Annotated in this window: 12 protein-coding genes and 1 pseudogene; 7 read left to right on the forward strand and 6 right to left on the reverse strand. The window is 56.5% G+C overall.

Features of this window, described 5'->3' with window-relative positions:
* Positions 1 to 65: 65 nt before the first annotated feature.
* Positions 66 to 273: pseudogene (locus AABC73_RS16220) on the forward strand (TolC family protein); the annotation flags it as partial.
* A 23-nt stretch (positions 274 to 296) separates the two neighbouring features.
* Here the strand turns inward: AABC73_RS16220 and AABC73_RS16225 are convergent.
* From AABC73_RS16225 to AABC73_RS16245, 5 genes are all read right to left on the reverse strand, one after another.
* The gene (locus AABC73_RS16225) at positions 297 to 1,241 is read right to left on the reverse strand and encodes a DMT family transporter (protein ID WP_341520054.1); all 945 of its coding nucleotides are present in this window, start codon (positions 1,239 to 1,241) and stop codon (positions 297 to 299) included.
* 79 nt (positions 1,242 to 1,320) lie between these two features.
* Positions 1,321 to 2,049, reverse strand: a complete 729-nt coding sequence (locus tag AABC73_RS16230) for an AraC family transcriptional regulator (RefSeq protein WP_341520055.1) — start codon at positions 2,047 to 2,049, stop codon at positions 1,321 to 1,323.
* 288 nt (positions 2,050 to 2,337) lie between these two features.
* Positions 2,338 to 3,858 carry a tripartite tricarboxylate transporter permease gene (locus AABC73_RS16235; RefSeq protein WP_341520056.1) on the reverse strand — a complete coding sequence of 507 codons (1,521 nt, stop codon included), beginning with the start codon at positions 3,856 to 3,858 and terminating at the stop codon, positions 2,338 to 2,340.
* 11 nt (positions 3,859 to 3,869) lie between these two features.
* Positions 3,870 to 4,361, reverse strand: coding sequence for a tripartite tricarboxylate transporter TctB family protein (locus tag AABC73_RS16240; protein ID WP_341520057.1), 492 nt, complete (start codon positions 4,359 to 4,361; stop codon positions 3,870 to 3,872).
* Positions 4,362 to 4,425: 64 nt separating this feature from the next.
* Positions 4,426 to 5,400: a tripartite tricarboxylate transporter substrate binding protein gene (locus tag AABC73_RS16245; protein WP_341520058.1), complete on the reverse strand. Its 975-nt coding sequence runs from the start codon at positions 5,398 to 5,400 to the stop codon at positions 4,426 to 4,428.
* An 801-nt stretch (positions 5,401 to 6,201) separates the two neighbouring features.
* On the opposite strand from AABC73_RS16245, the gene AABC73_RS16250 reads away from it, so the two are divergent.
* Positions 6,202 to 7,536, forward strand: coding sequence for an MFS transporter (locus AABC73_RS16250; protein WP_341520059.1), 1,335 nt, complete (start codon positions 6,202 to 6,204; stop codon positions 7,534 to 7,536).
* A 48-nt stretch (positions 7,537 to 7,584) separates the two neighbouring features.
* Entirely contained in the window at positions 7,585 to 9,003 is a 1,419-nt protein-coding gene (locus AABC73_RS16255; RefSeq protein WP_341520060.1) for an FAD-binding oxidoreductase, read from the forward strand.
* 19 nt (positions 9,004 to 9,022) lie between these two features.
* Here the strand turns inward: AABC73_RS16255 and nhaA are convergent, their stop codons facing one another.
* Positions 9,023 to 10,396: a Na+/H+ antiporter NhaA gene (nhaA, locus tag AABC73_RS16260; RefSeq protein ID WP_341524256.1), complete on the reverse strand. Its 1,374-nt coding sequence runs from the start codon at positions 10,394 to 10,396 to the stop codon at positions 9,023 to 9,025.
* A 238-nt stretch (positions 10,397 to 10,634) separates the two neighbouring features.
* On the opposite strand from nhaA, the gene AABC73_RS16265 reads away from it, so the two are divergent.
* From AABC73_RS16265 to AABC73_RS16280, 4 genes are all read left to right on the forward strand, one after another.
* Complete coding sequence (locus AABC73_RS16265) at positions 10,635 to 11,912, forward strand: DUF2254 domain-containing protein (RefSeq protein WP_341524257.1); 1,278 nt, start codon at positions 10,635 to 10,637, stop codon at positions 11,910 to 11,912.
* 216 nt (positions 11,913 to 12,128) lie between these two features.
* Positions 12,129 to 13,082, forward strand: a complete 954-nt coding sequence (locus AABC73_RS16270; protein WP_341520061.1) for a TAXI family TRAP transporter solute-binding subunit — start codon at positions 12,129 to 12,131, stop codon at positions 13,080 to 13,082.
* An 80-nt stretch (positions 13,083 to 13,162) separates the two neighbouring features.
* The gene (locus AABC73_RS16275) at positions 13,163 to 15,190 is read left to right on the forward strand and encodes a TRAP transporter permease (RefSeq protein ID WP_341520062.1); all 2,028 of its coding nucleotides are present in this window, start codon (positions 13,163 to 13,165) and stop codon (positions 15,188 to 15,190) included.
* On the forward strand, positions 15,187 to 15,573 hold the full coding sequence (locus tag AABC73_RS16280) for a DUF1850 domain-containing protein (protein WP_341520063.1): 387 nt from the start codon (positions 15,187 to 15,189) through the stop codon (positions 15,571 to 15,573). The genes AABC73_RS16275 and AABC73_RS16280 overlap by 4 nt, the downstream gene beginning before the upstream one ends.
* The last annotated feature ends 4 nt before the right edge of the window (positions 15,574 to 15,577 follow it).

Raw genomic sequence — 15,577 nt, forward strand, 5'->3', positions numbered from 1 at the left:
ATTTATTGAGAACCAGTGACTTAACCGTAACATAGTCACTGCGTAGATCAACTCAAGGAATTTCAATGCGCCCGCTTTGTACGTACGTACCGGTTTTGAGTACCGGCCCACTGTCGAGCTGCGCCACAGGTCCGGACTACCACCGGCAAGCCAGATATTACAGCGCATCCCACCAGTAATGCCGCCTGGTGGAGTTTTGATGATCCTTTACTGAGTAACTTCGTCTCAAGCGCGCTTGCGCAGAATCTCGATCTCGCTCAAGCCAGTGCGCAACGTACCCAAGGTCAGTGTACGAGCTAAGCGGCCGGGAAATGGAGGGGAGCACGATGACAATTCAGACACCAGACGACACCGGTAACCAGCAGTGCAATGGCCGCCAGCTCATATTTATCGGGTAGTCGATGTTCCCATAAAAATCCAAAAACAAGTGCGGCCAACGTTTCAATCACGAGCACTTGCCCACTGAGTGCCAGCGGTAACAGTCGGCTCGCCTGATTCCAGCATGCGCCTCCCACAACCGAAGACAAAAGTGCTACCCCTGCGGCCACCCAGAGAAAATCCAGCCATTCGGAGATACTATGGGTACCAGCCTCAAACCCAAAGACAGGCACTGCCAAAAGCAGTGACTGAGCCCCCGTCATGAGCCCTGCCAGCAGGGCCCAGTCGTGCGAGGAAACACTGGCTACCTGCACCAGCCGCCTGGCATTGCTCACCGCGAACCAACTCCACGTCACCAATGCGCCTGTCGCGCATAGAATCCCGGCAATATTTGTCAACGTATCGGGCCTGTCACTATTGATCAGCGCCCGCCAGCTGATAAGTACGACTCCACCTACAGCGCAGCACAGCGAGGGGAAGAGCTTGCGCAAAGAAACAGCGCTTGCGTCATTACGACCTGCCAAGGTTACGAACACCGGGATGAGTCCGACAATCAGGGAAGTTGTGGCAATGCCAACCAACTGCACACCCGTGCCCACCAGCGAGTAGTAGATGAGGTTCCCGATCAGGCTAAGCCAGAAGAGTGACTTCCAATCGGCCATCGTGAGATTGACGCATACGCGCCGCCAACGCGGCATAAGCAGGGCCGCCGAGATCGCGCCATAGCAGAGGAATCTTATAACTGCGAATTGCAAACCGCTCAGACCCGGAGTTAGCTGCGGGCCGAGGAAAATCACTCCCCAACATAGACCCGCGCAAACACCGTAGCCGATGCCCTTCAGCAGTAATCGATCAGCAAACATTTCACCAGCGCTCCAAAGCGTAAAGCAAGAAGTCTGGAGCAGCTGACTTGGAGAGTATTGTCGGTAACTGTGGGCTTTTTTACCCAGACTGTTTTTGCGCTTTGCGATAAACCGCCGGGGTCGTGGCGCTCACACGCTGCATGGTTCGGGTAAGCGATGCTTGGTCGGAAAAACCTGCACGCAAAGCAATCTCGGCTATCGGCAATGAGGTGCTACGCAACCATCGTTGAGCTTCCTGGATGCGTAAATCGGTCAACCAGACTTGAGGACTCATGGCAAACAACTGGCGGAATCGCTGGTGCAGTTGACTCATGCTCATGTTTGCTACTTGAGCCATGACCTCGTTGCTCCAGTTTGCTCCAGGATTTGCCCGCAGGCTGGCGATCAATTGCTCCATGGGGGATGAAAACCATGAGGTATCCGAGCCAAGGGACGAGAGAAGCAGAGGGGCCAGCTGTGAGGCGCTGATGGAAAGTTGCTCATTACCTATCAGCTCAGCGAACTCGATAAGCCGCCGGGTCGCCGGAGAAATAGGCAAGTATATTCTCTGAGCCAGACGCCCCATCTCGAGTGTCTCCAGCATTGTCCGTGCACAGTCCAAAACCAAAAAACGGCTATCGACATGAGTGTGCTGCGAATGCACCGAGCCGGGCGTTACAAGCGCGGCTAATGACTGATCAATGCAGCCCCCGCGACCGTCCACGTCAATCTCCATTCGGCCACGAACCGGCAGTACCAATTGAGCGTGGTCATGGTGGTGGTGAGGGTTTTCCCTCTCGTAACTGCGAACTTCAAGGCTTAGCAACATTAGCGCACCATTCGGCCAGTCTGGTGATTCGAGGTTTGGCGTTCCACATTGCCCGCGCGCACCGCAGGAGAATGCTAAATGCAAGCTCCAGCATTGCGGCCCCTCATCGTTTCTTTCGAATTAGTACCTGGGTCCCAGCGGGTGCCCACCAATTTTAGCAACTTAATCACTGTCAGGTTAATAGGGGCCGACCACTCTCGGGATTGCCATACGGATGCTGATTTTACAGCGCATCGATCCGCAGATCGATGCGAGTGAGGCATTCGCTTTAACTCAACGCCTTCTAGATCAAGTGCGCAGGATCTCGTCGATAACACTCTTTTTCGGACGCATGGCGCTATAGACCTGCCAGATAATGAAGACCAGCGCCAGACCGAGGAACGAGGCGGCGATAGGATTGGAGAGGAATGACAGAAAGTTGCCATCCGACAGCATCAGCCCGCGACGCAGGTTGGTTTCAGCCATAGGCCCCAGAATGAAGCCGATGATAAACGGTGCTGCTGGCATGCCGGCCTTGACGAACCCATAACCCAGCACACCGAACAACAGAATCGACCAGACATCGAACAGGCGGCTGGACAAGCCGAACGCCCCGACCACACAGAGCACCAGAATGATCGGCAGCAAAATATGTTTAGGCACATCCAGCAGCTTGATGAACAGGCGCAGGCCGTAGAATTCCATGAACAGCATCATGAAGGTGGCGACGATCAATGCAGCAAAGATCGTGTACACCAGCGGACCCTGACTGATAAACAGCAGCGGTCCTGGCTGAATGCCGTGAATCAGAAAACCTCCCAGCATGATCGCGGTAACAGTGTCACCGGGAATACCCAGGGTCATCAACGGCATCATGGCGCCGCCGATACCGGCGTTATTCGCCGTTTCACTGGCTACGACGCCACCGATATTGCCTTTGCCGTAGGAGTCCGGGTCTTTGGCGCGCTTCTTGGCGATGATGTAAGCCACGAGGTTGGAAGTACCGGCACCGATGCCCGGCAAAATGCCAATGCCCAAGCCTATTAACCCGGAGCGAAAGGCGTTCGGCAGCTGCTCGCGAAACTCCTTGAGCGAGAAGCCGAAGCCTTTGATGTTTTTCATGCTGACTGAGCGTGCCTTGCCTTGTTTGGCGTGACGGCCATTTTCAGCAAGCTTGATGATTTCGGCCACAGCAAACATGCCGATCATCACCGTGAGCATGGAAAAGCCGCCGTTTAGTTCGGGGAAGCCGAAGGTAAAGCGGCGGATCGCTTCAACGGGAGCAATACCTACGGTAGAGACGGCAAAGCCCAATGCCCCAGCAAACAGCCCTTTGGCCATGGAGCCCGCAGACAGCGTGGCAATCAGGGTCAAGGAGAACACCGCGATCGCGAAATACTCATGCGGACCGAAGCGTAGCGCGACCTTGGCTAGCTCCGGAGCGATGAACATCAGCGCCGCAATACTGAACAGGGTCCCCAGGAAAGAAAAGACGATACCGATGCCCAGCGCTTTGACGCCATGGCCCTGCTCCATCAGCGGCCCACCGTCGAACACCGTGGCGATAGAAGACGGCGTTCCGGGTATTTTCAGCAGAATCGCTGAAATCAGCCCCCCTGACGTGGCACCGATAAACAGCGACACCAGCAGCGAAAGACCCGCCTGGGGCCCCATTGTAAAAGTCAGCGGAAGGCACAACGCGACGGCCATGGTAGCCGACAGGCCGGGCACGGCGCCGAAGACGATGCCCACAGCCACGCCGATGGCCATCAGTAACATGATGTTGATCGAGAAGACGGCACCGAAGCCTTGCTGCAACAAGTCGAGCATGCTCAAGACTCCTAGAAATTCGTCAGGCCAGCGGGCAGCATCAAATCGAAGGCCTCGCGGAACAGCAGATAAATGACAGCCGAGGTCGTCAAGGCGATCAGGGCGTAGGTAACGTGCCGTACCTTATGATCGAGCGGCGTCAACACGATGAATTGCAGATACAGGTAAATCACGGTCATGATCGGAAACCCTATCGGGTTCATCAGCGCGATATAGCCCACGATCAAAGCCAGGGTCTTGACCACGGTCTTTACATCAATAGCGCTGTTCGTCTCCTCTGCATCGATCTTCGGGAGGTTGTCGGCAGGTGCTTGTGGTGTAGAAAAAGCGCCGAACAGCTGTATGACGGCAAGCAGGCAGAGCATCCCTGCCAGCAGGACTGGAACGAAAGCGGCATCGATACCGGAGTGGCCCGGTAGTTTAAGGGTCATCAGTAAATAGCCCAGTGCGGTGCCGAGCATGGCAGCGCCGATAATCAGCTCTTTTTTCTTGCAAGTGGCCATCGAAAAACCTCGGGAAATAGTCCAAGTGAAGCTGGCTGGCGCTCAAGCCAGCCAGCTTCAGGTGTTACTTGGTGCGCAGAGCATCCTTGAACTGCATGAAGTCGTCACGGGTCTTGGCGAGGATTTTCCTGGACTCTTCGGTGCCATAGTAAGCAACCGGCTGCTTGAATTTTTTCAGTTCCTCGGCGTACTCGGGAATTTCGGTGATCTGCTTCATGATGTCAGCCATCTTGGTCACGATTGCTGCGTCGGTGCCCTTTGGAAACGCTACGACGTAAGGCTTGTCGATGGTGAAGTCGACCCCTTGTTCCTTGAAGGTCGGGACATTACCCAGCATAGCGTTGCGTTCGGCGTTAGGCTGGCCCAGAGCGACCATTTGGCCGCCGTTGACATAGTCCTGCACAGAGCCGTAGCTGATTGCGCCCAAGTCGATGCGCGCGCCGAGTAGTGCGACTACTTTCTCTGATACGGTGCCCGCATCGACCATTTTCAGTTTGACGCCGGTGATTTTCTCGAACATCAGGCCCTGGATATGAGAAAAGCTACCCATCTCGGTGCCGTAGATGACACTTTCAGGCTTGGCCTTGGCCTTGGCAATCAGGTCCTTGACGCTGGTCACTCCGGATTGAGTGGAGGCCACGAATACCGCGCCCTTGTCCACACCGGCAATGCAGGAAACGTCAAACGCTTCGAAGCTGTCATCGGACAGGCCCGCGACTTCGTTGACGATCAGTTGGCCTGGATGGGTAAACAGAATGGTGTTGCCGTCCGCTGCTGCGCTCTTGACCTGCTCGGCAGCCAGCGTGCCCCCGCCACCGGCGACGTTGGTCACCACCATGGTTTTGCCGGTGATCTTGTTGAAATATTTGGCCATCATGCGTGCGTTGAAGTCGGTGTCACCGCCGGGATTGGCAATCACCACGACCTGCACCGGACGCGTCGGCCATTTAACGTCAGCTGCGAACGCGACGTTGTGTGAGGTGATCGCACCCATGCCAACGAGGGCAGAGAGAAGGGAGACGCGTAGTGTTTTTATCATTGGAATGCTCCGGTTTTAGAAAACTACCGAACTCATGGGCTCGGCTGAAGTTGTAACTATTTATGTCGATGCGCCGACCTGTAAACGAATAGCCGTTATCAATGGTTAGCGCAGGAGGTAATCAAGACGTGTTCGGCGCAAACAGCACCGCTGGTGCGAGTATCAGAAACAATGAGCTGACATCCGATAGGTGAGCAAGCAGCAATTACCCAACTGCTCAGTGGCGAAGTATTCTCGGGGGACAAGAAAATGCTGAGTTCCGCGCTCTGCTGAGCCTGGCGGGTCAATCGTGCCAAGGCCTGAACGGGCGAATTGAGGAGTCGACGGCGATTTCGGGAGTGCTGCTTGGTGCTCTCAAGGGGAATAGCGAGGGTCGTTAGCATGGTTTGACCTCAATTTATTATTATTGGAATGTCATATGTTGTCGTATGACTTGAGTGTTTTTTACCAAGCGGACGCACTGCTGTCAATGTGCAATCGAAAGCTGGAAAACGCTCAAACTGTGCTGCGTTAACTCCTGAACATAAGCCCTGGCCGGTTTCGAACCGCACGATCACAAATGAGTCAGTCACGAGCAACGAAGGAAAGTTAAAGGATGTTATTTTTCGAGTCGTACGATAACTTAGCCAGCCTTGGGCCAAGCTGCTCAGGCTAAACCTGAATAGGCAAGCAAGCGTCACCCGTCAGCTTCGCTGAGCCGAAAACAAAAATAACAACAGGACAATGTCATGCACGCCTATCTCCTGCCAGCGGTGGATTGGGTCGGGGCAGGCTTGTTCGATCATTGGAAGATCAACTCAGATGCTTGCAACCAAACCGGGCCGGGTCCGTTACTCGATCCTGCTGATGCTGTTTTTTGTCACTTCGGTGACCTTCGCCGACCGCTCCAGCCTGTCCATTGCCGGTTCTGCCTTGCAGGCGGATCTGGGGATCGATGCCTTGACCCTCGGCTACATCTTCTCGGCCTTTGGCTGGGCCTACGTGATTGGTCAGATTCCTGGCGGCTGGCTATGTGATCGCTTTGGCGCGCGGCGGGTCTATGGCATCGCGCTGTTCAGTTGGTCGCTGTTTACCCTGCTGCAGGGTTTGGTCGGTGTATTGCCGCTGAGCTGGACGATCGCCAGCCTGTTTCTCCTACGGATGGCCGTTGGCTTTGCCGGGGCACCTTGCTTCCCGGGCAACGCACGCATCATTGCCGCCTGGTTTCCCAGCGCAGAGCGCGCCACAGCGACGGCCATTTCCAGTTCGGCGCAATACTCCGCCACCGCGATCTTCGCGCCCTTGATGGGCTGGGTTGTCCAGGCGATGGGCTGGCAGTACGTATTCATCGTGCTGGGTGGATTTGGCCTGTTGTTCAGCATCATCTGGTTCAGAGTCATCCATGGACCGCGTGAGCACCCGACAATCACCCACGCCGAATTCACCCATATCGAATCCGGCGGCGGGTTGATGGATCTTGAACCACGCGTTGGCGATTCAAACGGTTCGCAGTGGCGTTACTTCAAATTACTGCTGAGCCACCGCACGCTGATAGGCCTGTATTTAGGCCAATACTGCAACAACGCGATTACCTATTTTTTCCTGACATGGTTCCCCGTCTACCTGGTGCAGGCGCGCGGCATGACGATTTTGTCCGCGGGTTTTTTCACCGCCTTGCCAGCAATCAGCGGTTTCGTGGGTGGCGTCCTGGGCGGTTTGATATCGGATGGCCTGTTGCGTCGGGGCTATTCCCTGACACTGGCGCGCAAGCTTCCGATTGTCTGCGGCTTGCTGCTGTCGAGCAGCATGGTGCTGTGCATTTACGTTCAGAGTGACGCCGCCGTGGTCGGGCTTATGGCCTTGGCATTCTTCGGTAAGGGGTTCGGCTCGCATGGCTGGACGTTGGTCGCCGATATTTCGCCGCGCCAGATCATCGGCCTTTCAGGCGGTCTGTTCAACACCTTTGGCAATCTGGCGGCGATCACCACACCGATCGTGGTCGGCTACCTGGTCAGTCGCACCGGCTCATTTGATTCGGCGCTGGTTTACGTCGCCGCCAATGCCTTGCTGGCAGTGTTTTTCTATCTGGTCGTGGTGGGGCGCATTCACCGGATTGATCTTGACGATTTGCCGGTCCGTACGCCGGCAACCGAATGAACGAGTCAGTGCCCTTTTCTTCCGGGCTGACAATAAAAGGAGCGTGTCATGAGCCATTTGAGTAAAGCACTGATACAGGCACTCGAGCAGGTGGTCGGCCAGGCTGGCCTGATCCACGATGCCGAGCGCATGCAGAGCTATCTGAGTGACTGGCGCAACGCCTATCGCGGCCAAGCTGCGCTGGTGGTGCGTCCAGCCAGTACCGCCGAGGTCGCTGAGGTCGTACGTTTGTGTCGTGAGGCTGGTGTCGCCCTGGTGCCCCAAGGTGGTAATACCGGCCTGTGCGGCGGCTCGATTCCGGACGACTCAGGCACTCAGGTCGTACTGTCGCTGACGCGGATGACCGCTATCCGCGCCATCGACCCGGCCAATGAAACTATTACGGTAGAGGCTGGAGTGATCCTGCAGCGGTTGCAGGAGGCCGCTGCTGAGGTGGGGCGCCTCTTCCCTCTGTCGCTTGGCGCCGAAGGTAGTTGCACCGTCGGCGGCAACCTGGCAACCAACGCTGGCGGAACTGCTGTATTACGCTACGGCAACATGCGCGACCTTACCCTGGGGCTCGAAGTGGTGCTCGCGGATGGGCGAGTGTGGGATGGTTTGCGCGGTCTGCGTAAAGATAATACCGGCTATGACCTCAAGCACTTGTTCATCGGTTCGGAGGGTACTTTGGGGATCATTACTGCCGCAGTGCTCAAGCTGTTCCCTGCCGTGCGCAGCCTGACCACTGCCTGGGTGGCGTTGCCAAGCCCACAGGCGGCGGTCGACCTGATCGGTCGTATGCGCACGTTGTGTGGCGACCGCCTGACGGGCTTTGAATTGATGTCCCGACAAAGTGTGGAGTTCGTTTTACAGCACGTGGCCGGTTGCAACGACCTGTTCAACGAAGTCCACCCTTGGTACGTATTGATCGAACTCAGCGATACGCTGATTGATGCGCCGCTGGCCCAAATGCTGGAAAACGGCCTGAGCGAAGCCTTGGAACAAGGCGAGGCGCTCGACGCTGTGGTCGCCAGCAACGAGACACAGGTCGCGGGGCTGTGGGCGTTACGCGAAGGCATATCCGAAGCCCAGAACCATGAAGGCCCGAGCCTGAAACACGATATCAGCGTGCCTGTCAGCAGCATTCCGGCGTTCATCGAAACGACTGACCGTAAGCTTCTGGAAGCTTTTCCGGGCGTGCGTATCGTCGCTTACGGGCACGTGGGCGACGGCAACCTGCATTACAACATCAGCAAACCGATCGGCGCGCAGGACGCCCCTTTCAAGGCGCAAGCCGAAGCGATCATGCACGTTATTTACGACGCGACTGTAGCCTTTGCGGGCAGCATCAGCGCCGAGCATGGCCTCGGCCAGGCCAAACGCGATGCCGCCCTGCGCTACAAGGCGCCCCTGGAGTTGGAATTGATGCGAACCCTCAAACAGGCGCTGGACCCTGCCGGCTTGATGAACCCCGGCAAGCTGCTGTAACAACCGCAATTGAGGTCTTTCAATCAGGGGAAGATGACGCGCTCACGCTCCGTTTATGGAACGTCATTTTCCCCCAGATCAACCCGATGACCGCAGCAACAGATGAGGCTGCCAGCACACTGAGTTTGGCGGATGACAGTAATGCAGGATCGGCAAACGCCAACGATGCAATGAAGATAGACATGGTGAAGCCAATCCCGGCCAACAGCCCAACCAGCCCTACCCCACTCCACGTCACGCCATCGGGTAACTTGCAAATGTTCAGTTTGACCAGCGCCACGCTGGCCAGCATGACGCCCAGCGGCTTGCCAAGCACCAACGCCAACATCACGCCCACGAACACTTTCTGTGAAAGTGCCTCGTCGAGGTTGGCGCCCGCGAAGCTCACCCCTGCGTTAGCCAGAGCGAACAGTGGCATGACGCCAAACGCCACCCATGGGTGCAACCCAACCTGGATTCGCTGTACGGGAGGCAGCACTTCACGCTGGGCGAGGCGCAATTGCTTAAGCGGTTCAGCTACGGCCTGCGGGTTGTCTTTGGCCTGAGAAAAGCGATCCATCAACTCATGAAAAGTCCGTCCGATTGTTTCCAGTGGACGCTCCGTTGTCGGCTTGGAGTTCACCGGCGTCATGAGCCCGAGTATCACACCCGCCAGTGTTGGATGAACCCCGGTTTTCAGCAGGCCAAACCAGACAATCGCGCCGGGCACAACGTAGGCATACGCCTTGCCAATACCCATTCGCTGTAAAACCAATACCAGTGCCAAACCGCCCAAGGCGACGACCAGCCCAAGATAATCAAGGCTAGCGGTGTAGAAAATCGCGATGATCAAAATGGCCACAATGTCATCGATAATTGCCAGTGCCAACAGCAGAATGCGTACGCCACTTGGGATCGATTTGCCCAACAGTGCGAGTACCCCGACAGCAAACGCGATGTCGGTCGCGGTAGGCACAGCCCAGCCAGCACTCGCCTCGCTGCCGTGATTGAGCAGCGTGTAAATGATTGCCGGCATCATGACACCGCCCAGCGCCGCCCCTAACGGCAACGTCGCAAGTTTCATATTTGCCAGTGCACCGTCCTTGATCTCCTGACGTATTTCAGCACCAACCACCAAGAAGAAGATCGTCATCAAGCCGTCGTTGACCAGAAAATGCAGTGAGCGAGAGACGCTAAAATCGCCCAACCCCAAGGTGATCTGCGTATTCCAGAAATGCTCGTAGGAATCGGCAACTGGACTGTTGGCCCAAATCAGCGCCGCCAGGGCAGCAAGCAGAAGGACAATGCCGCTGACCGCTTCAATGTGGGAGAACCGCTCCAATGCTGAGAACGCACGTTCGGTTAAAACCTGAGGACGAGGGATGGCAGGTGAGGCGGAGTTTTTTTCAGACACGAGAACACTCCGTTGGCGGCCCGACCAACGTTTGCATTTAACCTGCGCAGTGCCGTATGCAACAACGCACCCAGCGCGATGATAAGAAGCTGGCGGTTGAGATGCAAATTGCCATCTCCCGTCGTGGCATGAAACTTCTGCCCTAGGCAACACTCAATCAGGCCATAGCGTGATGGCACACATCACTGATGTTGAACGGGCCTCCCCACGATGGGCCCTACTATTGAAGGTACGAACTATGATCGCTCGTTGGCGCTGGCTGCTTAATCAACTGACCAAGCGACTGTGGTTCAGAGCCAGCCTGTTTTCGCTGCTCGGTGTGGCAACTGCGCTGCTTGCGGTTGCCTTCAAAGATTTCATTCCCGAGTCGCTGCCGACCCGGATCGGTGCCGACGCTGTCGACAAGATTCTGGGAATCATCGCCTCCAGCATGCTGGCCGTCACCACCTTCTCGCTAAGTACGATGGTGACTGCCTATGGCGCTGCGAGCAGCGGCGTTACGCCACGTGCGACCACGCTGGTGATGGAAGACACCACCACACAAAATGCGCTGGCCACTTTTATTGGCTCATTTCTGTTCAGCTTGGTCGGCATCATTGCGCTCAGCACTGGAGCCTACGGTAGACAAGGCAGAGTGCTGCTGTTTGCCGTAACCATCGCGGTGGTGATCCTGATCGTCTATACGCTTTTGCGCTGGATCGATCATTTGTCCAAGCTCGGGCGTGTAGGCGAAACCATTGACCGTGTCGAGAACGTTGCAATGGAAGCCATCAGCAGCAGGATCCAATGGCCTTGCATGGGCGCATCGGCTTACCCCATCGATGGCGTGCTTGCACCCTGCGCCCAACCGGTAAAAAGTCGCGACACCGGTTACGTGCAGCACATTGACGTGCACGCACTGGGCCTCATCGCCAAAGAGCATCAGCTGCAAATCTATATGGAAATTCTCCCGGGGAGCTTCGTGCACTTGGGTTTGCCACTTGCTCACACAGTGGCCTTGAACAACGGCAGGGTTGACGATCAAGATCCATTGGCTGAAAAAATTCTCGGGGCTGTGACGCTGGGGGTCCGACGAACTTTCGAACACGACCCACGGTTCGGACTTTCGGTGCTTTCCGAAATTGCTTCACGCGCCCTCTCACCAGCAGTCAATGACCCTGGGACGGCCATTGACGTCATTGGACGTGGAGTCAGAACCCTGACGTGTTGGGGCAAACCACAACTCACGACTTCGCAGATAGATTCAGACTGCGAGCAGGTTTACCTGCGTGGCCTGACAGTGGATGACCTGTTCGATGACTTCTTCGCACCGATCGCCAGAGATGGCGCGGCTTTAATCGAAGTGGATCTGCGCTTGATGAAGGCTCTTGTGAGCCTGTCGCAGATAAATCCAGGCGTATTCCACGAGCAATGTGCCAAGCACGCGGATCTGCTGCTCAAACGCGCAAACATCGCGCTTGCGCTGCCGGAAGACAAAGACCAACTCAGCGCACTGGCCCGCCAGTTGATGGTGTAAGTCCCCTCGCCCCGCCAGAATGACGTCCTCGGTGCTAATGATGCGAGCTGGCCATGAAATGCTGGAAGAAAAGCATGATCGAGGCTGCGGTTCAAACGTAAAGGCCTCGCGAAACACCTGCGTACAGATTGGCTAGCAACTTGCCACCTTCTTTCGCCTGCATCGACTACAGTGCAATGACTCTGCATAAAGCCATAACAAGACGGAGCATTCCCAATGCGAGTAACACAGCGTTTTACCCTTCTGGCCGCCGCGGCCACCCTGGCAGTCACCAGCGCAGCGCAAGCAGCACCGGTGTTTATCAACATACTCACCGGGGGCACCAGCGGGGTTTATTACCCGATTGGGGTTGCCTTGTCGCAAATCTACGGTGAAGCCATACCTGGAGTGAAGACCTCGGTTCAGGCCACCAAGGCATCGGTGGAGAATTTGAACCTGCTGCAGTCCGGGCGTGGTGAGTTGGCCTTTGCCCTCGGTGATTCGGTTGCGGACGCCAAAAATGGAGTGGAAGACGCGGGTTTCAAAACACCGCTTACCAAGTTGCGCGCGATTGCAGGCGCTTATCCCAATTACATTCAAATCGTGGCCAGCAAGGAATCGGGCATCAAGACCCTGGCAGACCTCAAAGGCAAAACTGTATCGGTCGGGGCACCGAAATCAGGCACGGAACTGAACGCACGGGCGATCTTCAAGGCCGCGGGGCTGACCTATGAGGATATGGGCAAGGTTCAATACCTGCCTTTTGCCGAATCTGTCGAGCTGATTAAAAACCGACAACTGGACGCAACCCTGCAATCTTCCGGGCTAGGCATGGCGGCCATACGCGACCTTTCCTCGGTCATGCCGCTGAACTACGTCTCCATCCCCACTGATGTGGTGGCGAAAATTGGTAACGCGGCTTATCAGAGCGCAATGATTCCCGCCAACACCTATGACGGACAGCCAGAGGCAGTCCCGACCGTCGCGATTACCAATATCCTCGTTACCCGTGATGATGTACCCGATGAGGTTGCCTATCAGATGGCCAAGCTGATCTTCGAAAACCTCACACGTCTGGGCAACTCTCACTCTGCGGCTAAAGACATCAAGCTGGAAAATGCAGCCAAAAATCTGCCCATCCCGCTGCATCCAGGTGCCGAGCGTTACTACAAAGAAAAAGGCGTGCTCTAACAAACCAAGGCGCAGCGGCGCACAGTGCCGCTGCGCCCGCACATCGCTCGATTTCAATGTGGTCATGAGGCAGGCAGGACATGAGTGAAGATCATCACGGCATTCCCGCGAACCCGCGGGACTGGCCAAAAACCTTATTTTATGTGGCGCTGGCGTTTTCGATCTTTCAGATCATCACGGCCGCGTTTGCGCCGATTTCCAGTCAGATCTTGCGCGCCGTACACGTGGGGTTTCTGCTCTGGGTAGTGTTTCTGAGTTATCCGGCTTATGGCAGGAATCGTCCCTGGCAGCCGTTGGCCTGGGTACTTAGCCTGGCCGGTATTGTCACGGCTTTGTATCAGTGGGTATTTGAGGCGGATCTGATTCAGCGCTCGGGCGATCTGACAACCAGCGACATGGTGATCGGGCTGGTCTTGATTGCACTGGTGTTCGAGGCCGCCCGACGGGTAATGGGAATTGCATTACCGATGATCTGTGGCCTGTTCCTGGCCTATGGGTTGTTGGGTGAATACTTGCCCGGCGACCTGGCACACCGAGGGTATGGCTTCGACCAGATCGTCAACCAGCTGTCTTTTGGCACCGAAGGGTTGTACGGCACGCCGACTTACGTGTCCGCCACCTACATCTTTCTGTTTATCCTGTTCGGTGCGTTCCTTGAACAGGCAGGCATGATCAAGCTGTTCACTGATTTCGCCATGGGGCTGTTCGGGCACAAAACCGGGGGGCCAGCCAAGGTAGCGGTAGTTTCGTCGGCACTGATGGGCACCATCACCGGCTCGGGCATCGCCAACGTCGTCACCACCGGGCAGTTCACTATTCCGCTGATGAAGCGCTTCGGCTATCGGGCAGCATTCGCCGGGGGCGTAGAAGCAACCTCCAGCATGGGCAGCCAATTGATGCCGCCGGTGATGGGCGCAGTCGCGTTCATCATGGCCGAAACCATCAACGTCCCTTTTGTGGAAATCGCCAAGGCGGCATTGATCCCCGCCATCCTCTATTTTGGCTCGGTGTTCTGGATGGTTCATCTGGAAGCCAAGCGCTCCAATCTCCAGGGACTCCCCAAAGACCAATGCCCCAGCGCGTTAGGTGCCGTGAAGGAAAACTGGTACCTGCTGATTCCACTATTGGTGCTGGTCTATCTACTGTTTTCCGGGCGCACCCCGCTGTTCTCCGGCATGGTCGGGTTGGCATTGACCGCTATCGTGATCCTCGGCTCGGCGATCATTCTCAGGGTGTCCAGCTTCGCTTTGCGCTGCGCCTTCTGGATTGCGCTTGGCGTGCTGTGCGTCGGTTTCTTCCAGTTGGGGATCGCTGTGATCTTTGCGGTCATAGCGGTTCTGGTGGCGGCGTGCTGGTTCATCAAGGGTGGCCGGGACACCTTGACCATCTGCCTGCACGCGCTGGTCGATGGCGCACGCCACGCCGTACCGGTAGGGATTGCCTGTGCGTTAGTCGGCATCATCATCGGTGTGGTGTCACTGACCGGCGTTGCATCGACCTTCGCTGGCTACATTTTGGCGATTGGCCGGGACAATCTGCTGCTGTCGCTGATCCTGACCATGATCACCTGCCTGGTGTTGGGCATGGGCATCCCGACCATTCCCAACTACATCATCACCAGTTCAATAGCCGCACCGGCCCTGTTGGAGTTGGGGGTTCCACTGATTGTGTCGCACATGTTCGTGTTCTATTTCGGCATCCTTGCAGACCTGACCCCACCGGTCGCCCTCGCCTGCTTTGCCGCTGCGCCGATTGCCAAGGAGACAGGATTCAAGATCAGTCTGTGGGCGGTGCGTATTGCGCTGGCTGGATTCGTCATTCCATTCATGGCGGTCTACAACCCGGCGCTTATGCTGCAAGGTGACAATCTGTGGATGACGGCTTACATGCTGATCAAGACAACACTGGCAGTGGGCCTGTGGGGCATGGCCTCGACCGGGTATCTGCAACAGAAGATGCCAATATGGGAGCGCTCGCTGAGCTTCATCGCCGGGGCTTTACTGGTAGTGGCTCTGCCGTTCACCGATGAGATCGGCTTTGCGCTAGGCATACTGGTCATCGCCCTACACTACTGGCGCGCTCGCCAGACAGGCTTGGCGAAAGCATGATCGGCTTGTGTCTGGGCCTTGCCGGTGTGGTCTGGGCCCAACTTCCCATTTCCACCTTTACGCTCGCCTGGAACCACACCATCGAAAAAATCCGCTGGGAGGAAGACTATCGCGTCACCGAGCTGGGCCTGTTGTTGGGGGAGGCCCGAGTTCGGGGCACTGGCGCGGGCATGGATATACCACAAGGCGCTCAGCTCAAAAATGGCAGTTGGCATTACCACCGTCAGTTGCCCCCCCTGCAACCTCTGAAGCTTGGGCGAACGCCGGAAGCTGGCGACTTCGAGCTGTGCTTCGATGACTCCTGCCATTTGATGAGCAAATGGGTCGGAGCACCCAATGCCCGTGACGCGGCCATAGAGCTTTGGACCTGTACGTCAAACTGAGGCT

The organism is Pseudomonas sp. G.S.17 (genome assembly GCF_038096165.1).
Taxonomy (GTDB): domain Bacteria; phylum Pseudomonadota; class Gammaproteobacteria; order Pseudomonadales; family Pseudomonadaceae; genus Aquipseudomonas.

Bases quoted from the DNA above. Each gene is read 5' to 3' on its own strand.
- AABC73_RS16225 (WP_341520054.1), bottom strand. From the start codon at position 1,241: ATGTTTGCTGATCGATTACTGCTGAAGGGCATCGGCTACGGTGTTTGC.
- AABC73_RS16230 (WP_341520055.1), bottom strand. From the start codon at position 2,049: ATGTTGCTAAGCCTTGAAGTTCGCAGTTACGAGAGGGAAAACCCTCAC.
- AABC73_RS16235 (WP_341520056.1), bottom strand. From the start codon at position 3,858: ATGCTCGACTTGTTGCAGCAAGGCTTCGGTGCCGTCTTCTCGATCAAC.
- AABC73_RS16240 (WP_341520057.1), bottom strand. From the start codon at position 4,361: ATGGCCACTTGCAAGAAAAAAGAGCTGATTATCGGCGCTGCCATGCTC.
- AABC73_RS16245 (WP_341520058.1), bottom strand. From the start codon at position 5,400: ATGATAAAAACACTACGCGTCTCCCTTCTCTCTGCCCTCGTTGGCATG.
- AABC73_RS16250 (WP_341520059.1), top strand. From the start codon at position 6,202: ATGCTTGCAACCAAACCGGGCCGGGTCCGTTACTCGATCCTGCTGATG.
- AABC73_RS16255 (WP_341520060.1), top strand. From the start codon at position 7,585: ATGAGCCATTTGAGTAAAGCACTGATACAGGCACTCGAGCAGGTGGTC.
- AABC73_RS16265 (WP_341524257.1), top strand. From the start codon at position 10,635: ATGATCGCTCGTTGGCGCTGGCTGCTTAATCAACTGACCAAGCGACTG.
- AABC73_RS16270 (WP_341520061.1), top strand. From the start codon at position 12,129: ATGCGAGTAACACAGCGTTTTACCCTTCTGGCCGCCGCGGCCACCCTG.
- AABC73_RS16275 (WP_341520062.1), top strand. From the start codon at position 13,163: ATGAGTGAAGATCATCACGGCATTCCCGCGAACCCGCGGGACTGGCCA.
- AABC73_RS16280 (WP_341520063.1), top strand. From the start codon at position 15,187: ATGATCGGCTTGTGTCTGGGCCTTGCCGGTGTGGTCTGGGCCCAACTT.